General features: G+C 68.0%; 15 protein-coding genes. 4 read left to right on the top strand and 11 right to left on the bottom strand.

Annotated features, from left to right (window positions below; genetic code table 11):
- Position 1: 1 nt before the first annotated feature.
- Positions 2-1,429, top strand: a complete 1,428-nt coding sequence (locus VARPA_RS03560; RefSeq protein WP_013539177.1) for an ELWxxDGT repeat protein — start codon at positions 2-4, stop codon at positions 1,427-1,429.
- Here the strand turns inward: VARPA_RS03560 and VARPA_RS03555 are convergent.
- The 9 genes from VARPA_RS03555 to VARPA_RS03520 form a co-directional block, all read right to left on the bottom strand.
- Positions 1,410-2,339, bottom strand: a complete 930-nt coding sequence (locus VARPA_RS03555) for an alpha/beta fold hydrolase (RefSeq protein ID WP_013539176.1) — start codon at positions 2,337-2,339, stop codon at positions 1,410-1,412. The genes VARPA_RS03560 and VARPA_RS03555 overlap by 20 nt on opposite strands.
- Positions 2,340-2,351: 12 nt before the next feature.
- Positions 2,352-3,533, bottom strand: coding sequence for a pyrroloquinoline quinone biosynthesis protein PqqE (pqqE, locus tag VARPA_RS03550; protein ID WP_013539175.1), 1,182 nt, complete (start codon positions 3,531-3,533; stop codon positions 2,352-2,354).
- Positions 3,511-3,783, bottom strand: a complete 273-nt coding sequence (gene pqqD, locus VARPA_RS03545) for a pyrroloquinoline quinone biosynthesis peptide chaperone PqqD (protein WP_013539174.1) — start codon at positions 3,781-3,783, stop codon at positions 3,511-3,513. Before pqqD ends, pqqE begins: the two co-directional genes overlap by 23 nt.
- Positions 3,780-4,523: a pyrroloquinoline-quinone synthase PqqC gene (gene pqqC / locus VARPA_RS03540; protein WP_013539173.1), complete on the bottom strand. Its 744-nt coding sequence runs from the start codon at positions 4,521-4,523 to the stop codon at positions 3,780-3,782. Before pqqC ends, pqqD begins: the two co-directional genes overlap by 4 nt.
- A gap of 4 nt (positions 4,524-4,527) precedes the next feature.
- Positions 4,528-5,454: a pyrroloquinoline quinone biosynthesis protein PqqB gene (gene pqqB, locus VARPA_RS03535; protein WP_013539172.1), complete on the bottom strand. Its 927-nt coding sequence runs from the start codon at positions 5,452-5,454 to the stop codon at positions 4,528-4,530.
- A gap of 52 nt (positions 5,455-5,506) precedes the next feature.
- Positions 5,507-5,581, bottom strand: a complete 75-nt coding sequence (gene pqqA, locus VARPA_RS31930; RefSeq protein ID WP_013539171.1) for a pyrroloquinoline quinone precursor peptide PqqA — start codon at positions 5,579-5,581, stop codon at positions 5,507-5,509.
- Between the two features lie 39 nt (positions 5,582-5,620).
- On the bottom strand, positions 5,621-7,846 hold the full coding sequence (locus tag VARPA_RS03530) for a PQQ-binding-like beta-propeller repeat protein (RefSeq protein ID WP_013539170.1): 2,226 nt from the start codon (positions 7,844-7,846) through the stop codon (positions 5,621-5,623).
- Between the two features lie 33 nt (positions 7,847-7,879).
- Positions 7,880-8,941 (bottom strand): ThuA domain-containing protein, encoded by a 1,062-nt coding sequence (locus VARPA_RS03525; protein ID WP_013539169.1) that lies wholly within the window; start codon positions 8,939-8,941, stop codon positions 7,880-7,882.
- Between the two features lie 168 nt (positions 8,942-9,109).
- Positions 9,110-10,120 carry a TRAP transporter substrate-binding protein gene (locus tag VARPA_RS03520; protein WP_013539168.1) on the bottom strand — a complete coding sequence of 337 codons (1,011 nt, stop codon included), beginning with the start codon at positions 10,118-10,120 and terminating at the stop codon, positions 9,110-9,112.
- Positions 10,121-10,262: 142 nt separating this feature from the next.
- Between VARPA_RS03520 and VARPA_RS03515 the strand changes: the two genes are divergently transcribed.
- From VARPA_RS03515 to VARPA_RS03505, 3 genes are all read left to right on the top strand, one after another.
- The gene (locus tag VARPA_RS03515; RefSeq protein ID WP_013539167.1) at positions 10,263-11,045 is read left to right on the top strand and encodes an IclR family transcriptional regulator; all 783 of its coding nucleotides are present in this window, start codon (positions 10,263-10,265) and stop codon (positions 11,043-11,045) included.
- Between the two features lie 488 nt (positions 11,046-11,533).
- On the top strand, positions 11,534-13,192 hold the full coding sequence (locus tag VARPA_RS03510; RefSeq protein ID WP_268741632.1) for a pectate lyase: 1,659 nt from the start codon (positions 11,534-11,536) through the stop codon (positions 13,190-13,192).
- Between the two features lie 228 nt (positions 13,193-13,420).
- Positions 13,421-14,296 (top strand): alpha/beta fold hydrolase, encoded by an 876-nt coding sequence (locus VARPA_RS03505; RefSeq protein WP_013539165.1) that lies wholly within the window; start codon positions 13,421-13,423, stop codon positions 14,294-14,296.
- Between the two features lie 66 nt (positions 14,297-14,362).
- On the opposite strand, the gene VARPA_RS03500 is transcribed toward VARPA_RS03505, so the two are convergent.
- Together VARPA_RS03500 and VARPA_RS03495 are read right to left on the bottom strand one after the other, a co-directional pair.
- On the bottom strand, positions 14,363-16,105 hold the full coding sequence (locus VARPA_RS03500) for an acetyl/propionyl/methylcrotonyl-CoA carboxylase subunit alpha (protein WP_013539164.1): 1,743 nt from the start codon (positions 16,103-16,105) through the stop codon (positions 14,363-14,365).
- 22 nt (positions 16,106-16,127) lie between these two features.
- On the bottom strand, positions 16,128-17,717 hold the full coding sequence (locus VARPA_RS03495) for a 5-oxoprolinase/urea amidolyase family protein (protein WP_013539163.1): 1,590 nt from the start codon (positions 17,715-17,717) through the stop codon (positions 16,128-16,130).

The following is a 17,717-nucleotide window of genomic DNA, read 5'->3' as shown; positions in this document are numbered from 1 at the left end:
GATGCGCGGCGCCTTTCTCTCCGCCATGCGGCCCGCGTGGCTGGCAGCCCTCGCGCTGTCGGTGCAACTGCCCGCCGTTGCGCAGGACCCCGAGCGCGAGGTGCTGCCCGAGCAGCGCCAGGCGCTGGCCTTCGTCTCGCCCACGGGGCTGGCATCGCTCCAAGGGAAGATGCTCTTCAGCGCCTTCCACATCGCGTCGGGCCAGGAACTGTGGATCACGGACGGCACCAGCGCGGGCACGCGCATGCTGAAAGACATCCGTCCGGGCTTCCGCGGCTCTTTCCCTGCGGGGCAGACGGTGTTCAAGGGCCACGTCTACACCACCGCCACCGATGGCGCGAGCGGCCTCGAACTCTGGCGCACCGACGGCACGGCCGCGGGCACCACGCGCGTGATCGACCTGCGGCCCGGCGAGGAAGGCGCGATGCCGAGCGAGCTGACCGTGTTTCGCGATGCGCTGTACTTCGTGGCGGACGACGGCAAGACGGGGTTCCAGGTGTGGAAGACATCGGGCACTGCAGAGACGACGACGCGCGTGTCGGCGATCGATGCGGGTCCGCGTGCGGTGACGCGGCAGCTCACCGTGGCGGGCAAGCGCCTCTTCTTCACCGCGACCACCCGCGAGCACGGCCACGAACTCTGGGTGACCGAAGGCGCGCCCGAGAGCACGCGGCTGGTGAAGGACGTTCGTCCGGGCGCCGAGGATGCCGGCATCCAGGCGCTGACCGCCGTCGGCGACGACATCTACTTCACCGCGCACGATGGCGAGCACGGCATCGAGCTGTGGAAGAGCGACGGCAGCGAAAGCGGCACGCGCATGGTGAAGGACATCCGGCCGGGAACGTCGCCTTCGCGGCCTTCGCACCTGGTCGCGATCGGCCGCACGCTGTACTTCGCGGCCGACGACGGCGCGCACGGCACCGAGCTCTGGAAGAGCGACGGCACCGAAGCCGGCACGACGCTGGTGAAAGACATCCGCGCGGGTACAGGCGGTTCGATCTCGAGCCCGTTCGCAGCGATGGGCGGACGCGTCTACTTCGCGGCGACCGACGGTGCCTCCGGCGCGGAGCTGTGGCGCAGCGATGGCACCGCCAAGGGCACCGTGCTCGTGAAGGACATCGCACCGGGCGCCGAGAGCGGATCGCCCGCGCGCTTCGCGGTGATCGGCTCGACGCTGTGGTTCTCCGCGAACGGCGGCGGCACGACGGGTGTCGAGCCGTGGACCAGCGACGGCACCACGGCCGGCACGCGCGCGGTCGCCGATGTAGCCGCCGGTGCGCGCAACGCGCTGCCGCTGGGCTTTCGCGCGCTCGGCGATGCAGTGCTCTTCGTCGCCGACGACGGCCATGGCAACGAGCGGCTGTGGACGCGCCGCAAGGACGGCCGTGTGGCGCTGGTCGGCGATCCGCTCAAGGAAAGGTTGCGCTGAAGGTCTGCGTGTTCGCGTAGTTGCAGAGCGCCTGCTTCATCGCGGCAGCAAGCGCGGGATGCGTGGGGTCGTGCCCCGCGCCTTGCGCCCATTGCAGGATGACCCGCCCGTGCAAGACGCGAGCGAGCGCCTGCGCGCCTTGCGGCGGGCACATGGCATCGCGCGTTCCGTGCACGATGAGCGTGGGGACCACGGGCAGCGCGGCGCATCGCGCGAGCAGCGTGGGCGCGCGGATCCAGCACCCGTGGTGCAGGTAGTGGCTCAGCACGCGATAGCGCGGCACCAGCCGCTGCAACACGGCGTCGCCTGGCGTTGCGGCGGTGCCGCCCGACAGCCGCTGCTCCCACGCGAACCAGCACAGCGTCGCGCGCCGCTGCGCCTCCCAGGTTCCGTGCGCGAAGATGTCCGCGAGCACCGTCGCGACCAGGCATTGCCGTCGCCGCGCCTCGTTCCACAGCACGCGCCATTCGGGACCACCGTGCCGCGCCGCCTCGGCGAAGAAATCGTGGATGTCTGAAGTGCGCGCGAGGAACACGTTGCGCAGCAGGAGCCCGGCAATGGCCGAAGGCTGGTCCAGCGCGTGAAGGAGCGCCAGCGTTGCGCCCCACGATCCTCCGACCACCAGCCATCGGTCGACATGCAGATGTTCGCGAAGCAGCCGCAGGTCGTCGAGCAGATCGGCAAGCGTGTTGTGCGCGATCGAACCCGTGGGCGTGCTCCGGCCCGCGCCGCGTTGGTCGGGGCAGACGATGCGGTACCGCGCGGGATCGAAGCCGCTGCGCAGAAGCGGCGAACTGCCGGAGCCGGGCCCGCCGTGGAGCACCAGTGCGGGCAGTCCCTCCGGATTGCCATGCTCCTCGACATGCATGACATGCCCGCCGCTCAACGGCAGGCGATGGACGATCGTCATGCGCGAGCCAGCTCAGCCGCGCGCATTGGCGTCGGTGCGGAAGACGAGTTCACCCGCTCGCCGCGCGCCCGGCACGAAGCGGATCGGCGTGCCGGCATCGCGCGGGTCCGAGGCCGCAGCGACCATCGCCTCGACCTCCGCATGCTGCGGACTCTTCGGGCACACCGGGTCCGTCGCGGCCGCATCGCCGGTGAGCAAAAACGCCTGGCAGCGGCAGCCGCCGTGGTCCTTCTCCTTGTCCTCGCAGCTCTGGCAGGTGCTGCTCATCCAGCCGGTGCCGCGGTAGGCGCCGAACGCCGGGCTCTCCTGCCAGATCTCGCGGATGGAGTGCTCGCGCACGCTCGGGAAGTCGAGCCCCGGCAGCATGCGCGCGCTGTGGCACGGCAAGGCCACGCCATCGGGCGCGACCACCAGGAACACGCTGGCCCAGCCGGCCATGCAGGGCTTGGGCTTGCCCTCGGCGTAATCGGGCACGACCCAGAGGATCTTCATGCGGCCGTCCAGCCGCGGCCGGTGCTCATCGACCACCGCCTCGGCGGTGGCCAGCGCCGCACGCGTGGGCATCAGCATCTCGCGGTTGCGCCATGCCCAGCCGTAGTACTGCACGTTTGCCAGTTCGAGGAAGTCCGCCTCCATCGACTCGGCCATCTCGATGATGCGGCCCACGTGCGGCAGGTTATAGCGGTGCATCACGCAGTTCAGCACCATCGGGTAGCCGAGGTCCTTGATCGTGCTGGCCACGCGCTGCTTGAGATCGAAGGTCTTGGTCGAACTGAGAAAGTCGTTGAGCTCGCGACTCGAGTCCTGGAACGAGAGCTGGATGTGGTCGAGCCCCGCCTTCTTCAATGCCTCCGCGCGCGGCGGCGTGAGGCCCACGCCCGAAGTGATGAGGTTGGTATAGAAGCCCAGGTCGTGCGCCGCCGCGACGAGCTCCGCGAGGTCGTCGCGTACCAGCGGCTCGCCGCCCGAGAAGCCCAGCTGCACCGCACCCATCGCGCGCGCTTCGCGGAACACGCGAATCCATTCGTCTGTCGTGAGCTCGCTGTCGTAGCGGGTGTAGTCCACAGGGTTCGAGCAGAACGCGCAATGCAGCGGGCAGCGATAGGTCAGCTCGGCGAGCAGCCAGAGCGGCGGCTTTGCCGCCACAGCGCTGCCGTGCTGGGTGCGGGTGTCAGCGGATCCAGTGGCGTCCATGGGCCTGCTCCAGGAACTCGATCACGTCGGCCCGCAGGTCGGCTTCGCCGAAGGTGGTCTCCAGGTCAGCGACGAGCGCGGCCACGGAAGTTTTTCCGTCGCAACGCTTGAGGATTTCCGCGGCCGGCCCGTTCAACTTGATCATCCCCTCGGGGAACAGCAGCACATGGCATTGCTGCGCGTCCTCCCATTGCAGCCGGTACATCGTGCCGATCGACGGCTGTGCGCTGTCGGTCCATTGCGTGGTCATGGCTGCTGCTCTTTCGCAAGATCGTCGGGATAGGCGCGCTCGATGGCGTCGAGCATGGCCCAGAGGATGTCGAGCTTGAAGCCCAGGATCTGCAGCGCACGCTCCTGCCGCTCGCGCGTGATGCACCACTGCATCGCGACCTCCAGGCCGTGCTCGACGTCGCGGTCGGCCAGCGGGATGCGGCTGCGGAAGTAGTCGAGGCCCGAGGTGTCGATCCACGGATAGTGCGTGGGCCAGCCCGCGAGCCGGTCCTTGTGGATGCGCGGCGCGAACATCTCGGTGAGCGAGGAGATCACCGCCTCCTGCCACGGCGCGGTGCGCGCGAAGTTGACGTAGGCATCGACCGCGAAGCGCACGCCGGGCAGCACCAGCGCGTGCGATTCGAGCGTCTCGCGCTGGAGGCCGGTGGCGATGCCCAGGCGCGTCCAGATCTCGATGCCGCCCGCGTTGGCGCCTTCGTGGCCGTCATGCCCGTCGTGGTCGAGCATGCGCACCACCCAGCGCCGGCGCGTCGCGCGGTCGTCGCAGTTGGAGAGGATGGCCGCGTCCTTCACCGGAATGCGGCACTGGTAATAGAAGCGGTTCGCCACCCAGCCGCGCACCTGGAACGGCTGCAGTTCGCCCGCGTTGAGCCGGCGGTTGAACGGGTGATGGCTGTGGTAGCGCGACTCCATGGCGCGCAGGTTCGCTTCGAAGACCTGCGGGGACCACGCGTCCTGTTGCTGCTGTTGTTGCGTCACTGGGTCAGATCTCCAGTTCCATGCCGTCGAACGCGACCTCGATGCCGCGGCGCGTGAGTTCCGCGCGCTCCGCGCTGTCTTCGTCGAGGATGGGATTGCTGTTGTTGATGTGGATGAGCACCTTGCGTTTTGCAGCGCAGGCATCGAGTGCCTTCAGCATGCCGGGGCCGTGCGGTCCATCGCACTGCGGCAGGTGGCCCATGTCGGCCGCGCGCTTGGTGCCCAGGCCCGCGGTGAGCATTTCGTCTTCGGTCCAGAAGGTGCCGTCGACGAGGACGCAGTCGCAGGCGTCGAGGCTCTTGCGCTCGGCATCGCCGACCTGTGCGAGGCCCGGTGCGTAGAGCACGCGCTTGCCGGTGGCCGGGTCTTCGATGAGCACGGCCGCGTTGTCGCTGCGCGCCTCGGTCTGGCGGCGCGGCGAATACGGCGGCGCCTTGCCGGGCACGGGCACCGCTTGCAGGCGCAGGCCGGCAATCTCGTGCCGGGCGCCGCCGCCGGGCTCGAGCGGCATCGGGTGCCAGGTGACGCCGCAGTATTTGTCGAGCGCCTTCAGGAGCGGAAGGCTGCCGGTGAGGTCTTCGTACGACTCGGGCGTGCAGTAGAGCTGCAGCCGCTGTCCTTCGCGCAGGCTCAGAAGGCCTGCGACATGATCGATCTGCGAGTCCATAAGCACCACCGCCTGGATCGGCGAGTGGCGCACGCCGTGGCGTGGCCGCGGGTGTAGCGCCTTCGACGCGCGCAGCTGCGCGCCGATGTCGGGCGATGCATTGAGCAGCACCCAGTCGTCGCCATTGGCGGACACCGCGATGGAGCTTTGGGTGCGAGGGCTTGCCCGCACCTCGCCGGTTCGCTGGCCCGCGCACAGGCGGCAGTTGCAATTCCATTGCGGGAAGCCACCGCCCGCCCCCGAACCTAGAACCAATATCTTCATACGCGCCAAAAAAAACGGCACCGGTGGAAGCCGGTGCCGTTGTGGTCCGCTCTCAGCGAGCGGAGATGTACATCGTGATCTCGAAGCCGAAACGCATTTCTTCGAACTCAGGTTTGCACCATTTCATCGCATTGCTCCTTCAGGGTTGGGGAATTGAGGGACCGTATCAATATACGACGATCTTGCCCGTAGGACGCGGGCTATGGCAGTCGTTGTAGAAGTACTCGCCGGGCGCATCGAAGGTGTGGGTCGCCGATTGGCCCGGTGCCAGGCGGAAGTTGAACCGTCCTTCGAAGAACTGCGTCGCGCAGTGCGTGTTGGCATTCGCGGCCGGATTGGTGAAGGTCACCGTGGTGTTCGCCGGCACGCGCATGAAGGTCGGCGTCATCGCATTCACCGCGGTCGACTCCGTGGCACCGGGCTCGTTCGCCGGCGTTTGCACACGCGCGAGGAACACGGTGTTGGGCGTCGGCAGCGCAGCGCCCTCCACCGCCGATCCGGACACTGGCCGGCGCACGACGGGCGGCGTTGGCGTCGCGGGTGGCATCACCGTGCCGCCGACCTTGAAGGCCCACAAGCGATCGCCGCGCGGTGCCGAGTCGCCGTACGGAATGCCCGTGCCGCCCGAGTACACCGCGACGTACTGCTCGCCGTCGATCTCGTAGGCGATCGGGCTCGCGCTGATGGCAGCGCCGGTCTGGAAGCGCCACAGCTCGCTGCCGTCGTTGGCGTCCATCGCGAGCAGGTTGCCGTCGGGCTGGCCGATGAAGAGCAGGTTCGAGGCGGTGGCCAGGATGCCGTTGCCGTGCGCGAGCGAGTACGGCATCTGCTTCTTCCACTTCACGAGGTTGGTGCTCGGATCGACCGCCACCACCGCGCCCGTCATGTAGGTGCCCGGCGGGCGCAGGCCGTTGCTCGACTCGGTGAGCGAGTGCGCGGCCGACACGTAGCCCATGCCCGTGTAGACGAGACCGGTGCGCTGGCTGAAGGCCTGGTGGTTCCAGTTCGCGCCGCCGCCGTGTCCCGGGATGGAGAGGATCGGCACGTCCCAGTGCGCGTCGTAGAGGCAACCCTTCACGTAGTTGGGCACGGCGCGGTTCGGGTCGCCGGGGATGGCGGTGCCCAGCGGCTGATCGACGATGCAGGTCTCGGTCCATGCGCCCTGGCGCGGCAGCGGCTGCGTGGGCCAGCTCGCCTGGCGGGCGTCCTGCTTCACCGGCACTTCGTCGATGCCCAGCGGCGCGCTGCCGTCCTTGCGATCGAGGATGTAGTACATGCCGGTCTTGCTGCCGTAGATGACGACCTTGCGGTCCTTGCCGTCGATCTTCACGTCCGCGAGCACGGGCGACATCACGTTGTCCATGTCCCAGATGTCGTGGTGCACCGACTGGAAGTGCCACTTGTATTCGCCGGTCTTCAGGTCGAGCGCGACGATGGAATTGGCGAACAGGTTCAGGCCCGGGCGCGCGGATCCGTTCTGCGACGAGCCGCCGCGCACGTTGCCGAAGGTCCAGTAGATGAGGCCGAGCTCCGGGTCCACCGCGGGATGGATCCACGGCGTGGCGCCCGCGCGGTCGGACTCGGCCGCGCCGCCCCAGGTGTCATAGCCGATCTCACCGGCGCGCGGCACGCCCCAGAACGAAGTCAGCACCTTGCCGGTGAGCGCATCGGCCGAGAACGCGGCGCCGCGGCTGCCGTCGTTCGTGCCGAGGAAGAGGCGCTTGTCGTGATAGACCAGCGCCACCTTCTGCAGCGCGCCCTGGTAGTCGGGGTCGGTGGCGCTGCTCGGGTACTGCTTGATCCAGGCGATGGCGCCGGTGTCGGTGCGCAACGCCACGAGGCGGTTGCCGCTGGCCACGGTGAAGACCAGGCCCAGGTCCTTCGCGACCGCCACGCCGCGGCGGGTGATCGAGCCGTAGGGCGTCGTCCACTTCCATTTCGTGAGGCCGGTCTTGCCATCGACCGCGATCACGTTGCCGAGCGCCGACTCGATGTAGATGACGCCGTCGACCACCACCGTCGTGCTCTGGTTGTTGCCGGTGGCCATGCCGCCTTCGATCTGGTTGACCCATGCGCCGCCGAGCTTGGCGACCTGGGCCTTGTCGATCTTCGCAAGGCTGGAGTAGTTCTGGTTGCCGAGGTTGCCGCCGACCTTGGGGAAGTCCTTGTCGCCCGCGGTGCAGCAGTCCGACAGGTTCGCCGAGGGCGTGGCGGGTGCGGGCGGTGGCGGCGGTGGTGCGCCGGGGCCGGGAGGCGGCGGCGCGGGCGGTGCGGGCACCACCGGGAAGGCGGGCGTGCCCCCGCCCGATGAGCCGCCGCATGCGGTGATCAGCAGTGGCGATGCGAGCACGCCGCAGGAAATGAGCAGCGTGACCAATGACTTTGGTTTCATGGATGCCTCTACGCGGTGAAGGTTGGAATGCCGTTACTCGGTGCAGAAGGGCGTGAGGCCCATCGCCGACTTGACGCCCTGCACGACCAGCTTCTGGAACTCGATGGCGCCGACGCCCGAGAGGTCGGCGGTGAACGAGTGCGCGTTGTGGCCGAGGGTGGTGAGCCATGCGCGGCCGCCGTCGTAGTACTGGCACCAGGCGACCGGATGGAAGTCCGCGTGGCCGGGGTGCGGCGCCGAGGTGAGCGGCTTCAGCGTGGACGTGTCGACCTTGGCGAGGAACTTCACCTTCGTCGGGAAAGGCGCGAGGTTGTACCACTCGTCCTGGAAGGAGAAGCGCTTGGGCACGTCCTTGGTCGACGGATCGTCCGAGACGATCTCGACGTCGCCCGCGCGGTTCGGTCCGTGGTTGTAGAAGTTCGCGTTGCCCAGCAGGCCTTCGTAGTACGGCCAGTTGTATTCGGCGCCGAAGGCGTTGTGCAGGCCGACGAAGCCGCCGCCGCGGCGCATGTAGTTGCGCAGTGCGGTACGCGCCGCGTCCTGGCTCGTCGTGACCGCGCCGTTCCACAAGGTGTCGCGGTTCGAGCTCGCGAAGATGATCGCCTTGTAGTTGTTGATGCGGCTGCCGAGCACCGCGACGTCTTCCGTCCAGTCGACGGTGATGCCTTCGGCTGACAGCATGCGCACCAGGCCGGCCTGCATGATGTTGTCCGGGTTCATCGTCGGGTTCAGGCCTGTGCCCATCGGCGTGCCGAGCACGGCATGGCGCGGGCCTGCGGTGCGCGAGTACACCAGCACGCGATCGGGCGTGGTGGCGAATGCGCCCCAGTCGTTGTAGCACTTGGGATTGGTGCCGCGGCACACGTTGTAGTAGGGGTCGAAGCTGTCGTCCGCCTCGGCCACGGGGTCGGTCGGCGGCACCGGCACTTCGTCGGTCGGCGTCGTCGGCTGGTTGGGCGCGGCCGGCGCCACCGGCTGGATCGGAAAGCCCGCGAACGACGGACCGCCGTCGCTGCCGCCACCGCAGGCGGTCACCGCCAGCGCGAGCGCCGCGGTCGATGCAAGTCCGAAGAGAAATGATCTGGAATATTTCAAGGGAGTCTCCTTTTTTGGTCGAAAGCGGGCCGCACGGGGATGTTTTTCCCGAGACGGATTGGCTGCTCGGCGGCGGCCGGCAGGAGCAGCGGTGATGAGGGTTGCCGGCGGACCGGAGCGGCGTTCAGCCCGAGGCGTCGTTCGCGGCGAGCGCGAAGTGCGGGGCGGTCATTCCTTGCGGATGCGTGCGAGCTCGTCGTTGTAGATCTTGACGATGGCGGGGTCGTACTGAGCGGCGAACTTGTCGATGACGGGCTTGGCGACAGTGCGCATGCGGGCCTGCTCGGCGGGGGTGAGTTCGTTGAACTGGGCGCCCTTGGCCTGAAGGTCGCCGACGGCCTTCTGCGCAGCGGCGCGGCTGACTTGCCGTTGATAACCGCGCGCTTCATTGGCCGCGTCGTTCATCATCTTCTGCTCGGCCGGCGTGAGCGAGTCCCAGAATTTCTTGCTCACCAGCACGATGTTGGCCGCGTAGACATGGTTCGTGGCGCTGACGAACTTCTGCACTTCGTAGAACTTGTTCGAGAGGATCACGGCATAGGGGTTCTCTTGACCGTCCACCGCCTTCGCTTCGAGCGCGCCATACAGCTCCGCAAAGGGCATCGGCACCGGGTTGGCCTTGAAGGCTTTGAAGGTTTCAAGAAACACCGGGTTGGGGATCACGCGGATCTTCAGGCCTTCGAGGTCTTCGGGCTTGGTGATGGGGCGCTTGCTGTTGGTGACGTTGCGAAAGCCCAAGTCCCAGTAGCCGAGAGCGACGAGGCCTTTCTCGGGCAGCTTGGCGATGAGGGCTTGGCCGAGCGGCCCATCGAGCAATGCATCGGCTTGCGCGAAGGAGTTCACCGAGAAGGGAAAGTCGACAAGCCCGAACTCCTTGACGATGCCTGCGAGCGAAGTGGTGGCCGGTGCCGACATCTGCTGCACGCCGCCCTGCAGGGCCGACTGCTGCTGCATCTCGTTGCCCAGTTGGGAGGCGGGGAACTCCTGGACCTTCATCTTGCCGCCGCTCTTGGCCGAGAGCAGTTCGGCGAATCGCTTGACGCCGAAGCTCACGGGATGGTCGGCGTTGTTCAGATGGCCGAAGCGGATCACGCGATCCTGCTGCGCCTGCGCGAGAGCGGGAACGACCAGTGCGAGGGCGAGGCCTGCGGTGGCCAGCGAGCGGTAAAGCGTTCTCAAGATTGGATCTCCAGCTTCGATGTAAGGGATGCGTGTCGGGGCGATCCACTGGCGCCTCGACCTCTGGCGGCGCGATCTTAATCGTCAAGTGGAAAATCTTTCTACTAGTGAAAACACTTGGCAAAATGCTAGAGTTGCCCGCATGACCGCCATACTCGAACGCAGCTTCAAGGTGCTTGAACACCTGGCCGGCCACCCCGAAGGCCGCGCCCTGTCGGCGCTCTCCGCCGAACTGGAAATGCCCTTGAGCGCCACCCATCGCCTGCTGAGCGAACTGGTGCGTTGCGGCTATGTGCGGCAGGACCAGAGCCATGGCGACTACATGCTCACGATCAAGCTCGTGTCGCTCGGCCTGAGCTTCCTCAGCAACAGCGGCATCGTCGACATCGCCCAGCCGCTGCTCGACAGGCTCGCGGCCAGTTCGGGCGAGCTGGTGCGGCTCGCGGTGGTCGACGGCGACGAACTGACCTTCGTGGCCAAGGCGCAGGGCGCCACGCGCGGCCTGCGCTACGACCCGGACATGGGCCTCTCGGTCAACCTCTCGTCCAGCTCGGCCGGCCATGCGTGGCTCTCGACGATGACGGACGAGCAGGCGCTCCAGCTGGTCGCGAGGCAAGGCTTCGGACAGCCCGAGGACTTCGGCCCGAAAGCGCCGACCACGGTCAAGGCGCTGCTGGCCTTTCTGCGCGCGGCGCGCAAGCGCGGCTTCTCGATGATCAGCGAGGTGTTCGCCCCCGCGATGACAGCCATGGCCGCGCCGGTGCGTAGCGGCAACGGCGCGGTGGTCGGCGTGATCACGATCGCAGGGCCTCTGGTGCGCCTCACCGAGGAACGCATGCTGGCGCTGGGGCCCCTGCTCCTCGAGTCCGCGGAAGAACTGGCCCGCGCAAGCGGCGCCTCGATGCACTTCAAGAAGCGGGCCTGACGCGCAACGCGTCCGCCCGCCAAGTCAACCAGATCCGGGAGCGGTCCCATGGCCGCGGCTGAGACATCAGCCATGCGCGGCGTTTTCGATACACGCCTGCGCCGTTCAGCCTATCTCATACGTTGTCCTACAACTATGTGACTACTCTTGCTGGTTCCGACGACATCGTCCGCATTCCCACCGTTGACCCTGACCGAGAGCTGACTCAATAATCCGCCCGCTGCAGCAAAGACAACAGTGTTGTACGACAACTGATGACTGCAGACCCGGTAGCGCCGGGACATTCAACCCAAAGAGGGCAATCCATGAAACGCAGGCAATTCGCAATTTCGGTCCTGACTCCCGTCGCATTGGCGGCATGTGGCGGAGGCGGAGGTGGAAACGGCCCCGTCTTTCCATTCCCCGTTCCGCCGCCGCCACCCGCGCCCGCCCCGGCGCCCACACCGCAGGCCACGGCCGCGGCGGCACTCAAGCGCGCAGCGAGCTACATGGACGAAGTCGTCTCCTACCGTGGCGGCTACGTGTGGTCGTACTCGCCCGATCTCACGCAGACCTTCGGGGAAATGGAGGCCAAGCGCACCATGCTCTGGCTGCAGCCGCCGGGAACCTCCTCCATCGGCCACATCTACCTGGACGCCTACCACGCGACCGGCGACGAGCGCTTCTATCAAGCAGCCGATCGCACGGCCAAGGCCGTCGCCGCTGCCCAGCACAGCTCGGGCGGCTGGAACTACATCCATGACTTCAACGGCGAGGCGTCGCTGCAGGACTGGTACGAGACGGTGGGCAAGAACGGCTGGCGCCTCGAGGAGTTCCAGCACTACTACGGCAATGCGACCTTCGACGACGCCACTACCGCCGTGGCCTCGCAGCTGATGCTGCGCATGTACCTGGAGAAGAACGATCCCGTCTATCGGGCCGCGACCGACAACGCCATCCGATTCATCACCGACGCGCAGTTCGGCTCCCAGTTCGGCGTGGCCGACGGCGGATGGCCGCAGCGCTTTCCGCACAACCCCAACGCAGTCGCATCCATGCCGCTGCCCAACCCGGCGCAACTGCCGGCGGGCGCACGCGCGGGCATGGAAGACGGCGACTACACGCTGCACGTGACCTTCAACGACGACGTGATGGGCGAGAACATCAAGTTCCTCACGATGTGCGTGATGACGCTGGGCCGCACCGACCTCGTGGCCAACATCACGCGGGCGATGGATTGCATGCAGCGGATGCAGTGGACCTCGCCGGCGCTGGCGCAGCAGTCGGGCTGGAGCCTGCAGCACCTGTCCCGCACGACGGGCGGCCGTGCCGCCGGCGAACCCGGCGGCGCGCGCTCGTACGAGCCCCGCTCCCTGGCCACGCACACCACGCAGACCAACATCCAGCAGCTCCTGGGCTACTTCACGCTGACCGGCGACAAGAAGTACCTGTCGCAGTTGCAGAAGGCGATCGACTGGCTGAAGTCGCCCTCGATCCAGTTGCCCGCCAACGTCGCGACGCTCAATCCGCTGCTCGCCGGACGCAACGTGGCCACCTTCATCGAACTCGACACGAACGAGCCGCTCTTCGTGCACCGCTACGGCTCCAACATCCACAACGGCGCCTACTTCTTCGACAAGGACATCACCAACACCATCAGCCACTATTCGTCGGGCCGTTCGGTGGACCCCGCCGCGCTGCAAAAGCGCCTCGACGAATTGAATGCGATGACGCAGCCGCAGATCGATGCGATGGTCGCGAAGTCGCCGCTGAAGGCCACTGCGCCCCGCGCACTGCCGAAGTACTTCGCCGCGGTGCGTGAAGTGGACTTTCCCGACCTGTTCGAGGGTGCGGTGCTGAAGACGCCCGCAGTGCCTGAATCCGAAGCGCAGACGATCGTGGCCGCGCTGGTGAACGGCAACTACTGGACCGCGCCCGTGCCCGAGATCGTGAACCCGTACCGCGGCGACGGCCCCACGGCGCCGTATACCGGCACGGCCTATCGCAGCCGCCACGTCGGCGACATCTACGACACCTCGCCCTACCCGGCCGATGCGCCGCCGGAGATCGCGCCGTATGTGAAGCGCGACAAGCCGCAGTTCATCACGACGGCGAATTTCATCGCCCGCATGGGGCGGCTGATCTCGTTCATTTCACCGGTGGCCTGAAGGCCGGCCGCGGCGCTGGTTTTCAGTACCGGCGCCCATACGGGTTGAAGGTCAGCAGCAAGCCCGCGAGCCCAAAAAACCGAGGATCGCGCGAGCGCGTTTTCAGTCTTGGCTTACGGCCCGCGTCGGCGCTAACTGACCGCAGCAAGGGCGCACGGTTTTTAGCCTCCGTCGATTGCCGGGCCGACACGATTCTGGGTCGGTCCGGCAAGCGAACAGGAGATGCTCATGAGCAATCAAGTGCAGCACCGCCGCATCCAGGTCGGCGATGTCGAAACCTTCTACCGCGAGGCCGGCCCGCAGGACGCGCCGGTCGTCCTGCTGCCGCACGGCTACCCGTGCTCGTCGTACGAGTTCCGCAACCTCATGCCGCGCCTGGCCGACCGCTGGCGGCTGGTCGCGCCCGACTATCCCGGCGCGGGCTACAGCGCGACACCGGAGGGCTTCGACCACAGCTTCGATGGCTATGCGGAATTCCTCGACGGCTTCGTGAAGACGCTCGGCATCGAACGCTTCGCCCTGTACCTGCACGACTTCGGTTCACCGGTCGGCGCGCGCCTGGCCATCAAGGCGCCTGCGCGCGTGGCGGCGCTCATCATCCAGAACGGCGATATCCCTTACGAGGATGCGCTCGGGCCGAAGTACGCCGAGATCGAGAGCACATGGACGCTGCCGCGGGCGCAGATGCGCGCGAAGCTCGCCGAGGCGATCACCGAAGAAGTGTTCAAGGAAGAATTTCTCAACGCGGTGAGGCCCGAGCTCGCCGGGCGCATCCCGCCGGACCTGTGGAAGCTGCACTGGTCGCTGGTCACGCCAAGGCGCAAGGAGATCGCGATCGACCTGATCGCCGGGTTGAAGGAAAACCGCGCCTGGTTCCCGCAGCACCGTCAGTACCTTGCCGAGCACCGTCCGCCGACGCTGATTCTTTGGGGCCCGCAGGATCACTACATGCCCGAGAAGTCGGGACGCGCCTACCTCCGAGATCTGCCGGATGCGGAGTTCCATCTGCTGGACGGCGGGCACTGGCTGCTGGAGACGCACCTGGATGAAGTGGTGGCGTTGATGCGAGATTTCCTGGGGCGGGTGCATGGGTCGCCCGCGTGATGCCGCCCTGCGCTGACTGCTCATGCGGTCTTCGGGGAACGTGAGCCGCGTCGGCCGCCGTCCGTCTCACGCGATGGTCGCGATCGCCGCTCCCACCGCCACGTAGCCTCCCGCCGCGACCGACAACGCGATGCGACCCGCGCGATGGGCAACGACCTGCATCTCCATCTTCATCGCTTCCATCACCGCGACGACGGCGCCCTCCGCGACCTCATCGCCATCCGCCACCTTCCATCCCTGCAGCGTGCCCGAGACCGGCGCGGCCACGGCGGCGGCATCGGCCGCGACAGCCGCCGGCGCGTCGGCAACGCCGGGCACGGCACCGCCCAGGGCGGAGGCCGACGACAAGCCACGCAGCAACTCCGCCGGCAGCCCGAGCGACATGCGACGCCCGTCGATCTCGATGGCCGTGCGATGCAGCGATGCGTCCGGCAGCGGATCGGGCCGCACGCCCGCGGCTTCGTCGTTCGCAAAATCGGTCTCGATCCAGCGTGTGTGGACCTTGAAGGCATCCTCCGAAACGAAGTCCGCATGCCGCATCACCGCGCGGTGAAACGGCAGCACCGTCGCCAGGCCTTCGATGCGGAACTCATCGAGCGCGCGGCGTGCGCGTGCAATGGCCTGCGCGCGCGTGGCGCCGGTGACGATGAGCTTGGCCATCAGCGAGTCGAAGCTTCCGGGCACTTGCGAGCCGGCGTCGACGCCCGTGTCCACGCGCACGCCCGGACCCGACGGTGTATCGAACACATGCACCGGGCCGGGCGACGGCAGGAAGCCGCGCCCCACGTCTTCGGCGTTGATGCGGAACTCGAAGGAGTGGCCGCGCGGCACCGGCGTCTCCGTGACCGACAGCGGCAGGCCTTCGGCGATGCGCAGTTGCTCGATCACAAGGTCGATGCCGACGGTTTCCTCGGTCACGGGGTGCTCGACCTGCAGGCGCGTGTTGACCTCGAGGAAAGAGATCGCGCCGCTCGCACTCAGCATGAACTCGACGGTGCCCGCGCCGGTGTAGCCGGCGGCCGCGCAGATGTCGCGCGCCGACTGGTGGATGCGCTCGCGCTGCGCGTCGCTCAGGAACGGCGCGGGCGCCTCCTCCACGAGCTTCTGGTTGCGCCGTTGCAGCGAGCAGTCGCGCGTGCCCAGCACGACGACGTTGCCGTGCGTGTCGGCGATCACCTGCGCCTCGACGTGGCGCGGGCGGTCCAGGAACTGCTCGACGTAGCACTCGCCGCGGCCGAAGGCGGTGATGGCCTCGCGCACGGCCGATTCGAAAAGGCCTTCGACTTCATCGAGCCGCCAGGCCACCTTGATGCCGCGTCCGCCGCCGCCGAAGGCAGCCTTGATCGCGATCGGCAGGCCGTGCTGTTCGGCGAAGGCGAGCACTTCACTCGCATCCTTCACCGGATCGGCGGTGCCCGCGACGAGCGGCGCGCCGACTTTCAAGGCGAGCTTGCGGGCCTGCACCTTGTCGCCGAGCGTGGCGATGGCCGCGGGCGAGGGCCCGATCCATGTGAGGCCGGCGTCGATCACCGCCTCTGCGAAGGCCGCGCTTTCGGAGAGAAAGCCGTAGCCGGGATGCACGGCATCGGCGCCGCTGCGCTTGGCGACCGCGAGCAGCTTGGGAATGTTGAGGTAGGTGTCGGCGGGGCGATGGCCGTCGAGGCCGTAAGCCTCGTCGGCCCTGCGCACGTGCAGCGCATTCAGGTCGGGATCGGCGTAGACGGCGACCGACTGCACGCCGTGGTCGGCACAGGCACGCGCGATGCGCACGGCGATTTCGCCGCGGTTGGCGATCAGGACTTTTTTCATCGGAAGATGCTCTCGATCTGAATCAAAAAATATCGACGGGACCCAGGCCCGCCACAAGCTGGAAGCGGACGCGGGCGTTCACGGGAATCTGCCCCGCGCGGTCCAGGTGATGGGTGGCAACGGATGCAATCACCGGGTAGCCGCCGGTGAGCGGGTGATCGGCCAGGAACAGCACGGGCTGGCCGCTGGGCGGCACCTGGATCGAGCCCCTCGCCGTGCCCTCGCTGGGAAGCTCGGCGGTGTTCGCGCGCACCAGCGGCGCCTGGCCGTTCAGGCGGATGCCGACGCGGTTGGACTGCGGCGTCACCGACCACGCCTGGCCGCACAGGCGCTCGAGCGCATCGGCGGTGAACCAGTCGGTGCGCGGGCCGGGCACGATGTCGAGCACGACGTCCTCCTGCACGGTGGGCAGGTCGGCCGGCGGCGCTTCGGCGGCGCCGACGATGGCGCCGGTGACCACCGCGCGCACCGCCAACACATCGCCCGCGGCCACGGCGGGTGGACCGATGCGGGCCAGCGTGTCGGTCGCGCAACTGCCCAGCACCGGCGCCACGGCAAAGCCGCCGCGCATGGCCAGGTAGCTGCGGATGCCGGCGACGGGTTCGCCGAAGGTCACGGTGTCGCCGTCGGCCAACGCAATGGGCTGGTAGCGCGGCAACGGCCATTGCGCGCCATCGGCACGGGTCAGCGTGAGCGGACCGTCGGCGCCGGCAACGGCGATCACCGCCTCGCCGCGGCAGACGAACTGGAAGCCGCCATAGGCCAGTTCGAGGCAGGCCGCATCCGACGCATTGCCGGCCAGTCGATTCGCCGCCTGCAGCGAGCGCTGGTCCATCGCGCCCGAAGCCGACACGCCCTGCCGCGCGTGGCCATGGCGGCCGCCGTCCTGCCACAGGGCCTGCAGGCCGGCGGCGCGGACTTCGAAGGCGCTGCCGCCTTCGACATTTGCAGACGCGGACGCAGCGACAACTTTCTCGGCCACCGGCAGCGCCACCTTCAATGACGTGGCATCGACGAAGCGCACCGTGTCGCCGGGTTGCAGCAGCGCCGGCGTCTCGCGCGACAGGTCCCACATGGGGGTGTCGGTCACGCCGATGATCTGCCAGCCGCCGGGGCTGGCCTGCGGGTACACGCCGCTGAAGCTGCCCGCGAGCCCGACCGCGCCGGCCGGAATGCGGGTGCGCGGCACCGCGCGGCGCGGCACGTTCAGGCTCGGGTGGCCACCGCTCAGGTAAGCGAAGCCGGGCGCAAAGCCGGTGAAGGCGACGGTGTAGTCGCTGCCGGTGTGGCGGCGCACCAGTTCCTCGGGCGCGATGCCCAGCAGGCCGGCCACCTCGGCGAGGTCTTCGCCGTCGTAGCGCACGGGAATCTCGATGCGCTTGTCGACGCGCGTCTCGCGGACATCGAGCCGGCGCTGCCGCACGAGGTGCGCCAGCGCGGCGGCCGACAGCACGGCAGGCCGAAAGGTGATGAGGATCGTGCGCGCGGCCGGCACCAGTTCTTCGATGCCGGCGATGGGCTCGGCCCGCAGCGAGGCCAGCAGCGCGAGGGTCTGGGCGAGGTCGTCGAGCTCGACCAGCACCGCGTTCAGGTTGACGGAAAGAAAGCGCAT

This window comes from Variovorax paradoxus EPS (assembly GCF_000184745.1).
Lineage (GTDB): Bacteria > Pseudomonadota > Gammaproteobacteria > Burkholderiales > Burkholderiaceae_C > Variovorax > Variovorax paradoxus_C.
This window is presented reverse-complemented; position numbering and strand designations above follow the sequence as displayed.

What these genes read in the sequence shown, in the direction of transcription:
- pqqD (WP_013539174.1), bottom strand. Translation starts at nt 3,783, where the DNA reads ATGACCACGCAATGGACCGACAGCGCACAGCCGTCGATCGGCACGATG.
- VARPA_RS03560 (WP_013539177.1), top strand. Translation starts at nt 2, where the DNA reads ATGCGCGGCGCCTTTCTCTCCGCCATGCGGCCCGCGTGGCTGGCAGCC.
- pqqE (WP_013539175.1), bottom strand. Translation starts at nt 3,533, where the DNA reads ATGGACGCCACTGGATCCGCTGACACCCGCACCCAGCACGGCAGCGCT.
- VARPA_RS03505 (WP_013539165.1), top strand. Translation starts at nt 13,421, where the DNA reads ATGAGCAATCAAGTGCAGCACCGCCGCATCCAGGTCGGCGATGTCGAA.
- VARPA_RS03530 (WP_013539170.1), bottom strand. Translation starts at nt 7,846, where the DNA reads ATGAAACCAAAGTCATTGGTCACGCTGCTCATTTCCTGCGGCGTGCTC.
- VARPA_RS03515 (WP_013539167.1), top strand. Translation starts at nt 10,263, where the DNA reads ATGACCGCCATACTCGAACGCAGCTTCAAGGTGCTTGAACACCTGGCC.
- VARPA_RS03495 (WP_013539163.1), bottom strand. Translation starts at nt 17,717, where the DNA reads ATGCGCTTTCTTTCCGTCAACCTGAACGCGGTGCTGGTCGAGCTCGAC.
- VARPA_RS03555 (WP_013539176.1), bottom strand. Translation starts at nt 2,339, where the DNA reads ATGACGATCGTCCATCGCCTGCCGTTGAGCGGCGGGCATGTCATGCAT.
- VARPA_RS03500 (WP_013539164.1), bottom strand. Translation starts at nt 16,105, where the DNA reads ATGAAAAAAGTCCTGATCGCCAACCGCGGCGAAATCGCCGTGCGCATC.
- pqqB (WP_013539172.1), bottom strand. Translation starts at nt 5,454, where the DNA reads ATGAAGATATTGGTTCTAGGTTCGGGGGCGGGCGGTGGCTTCCCGCAA.
- VARPA_RS03510 (WP_268741632.1), top strand. Translation starts at nt 11,534, where the DNA reads ATGGACGAAGTCGTCTCCTACCGTGGCGGCTACGTGTGGTCGTACTCG.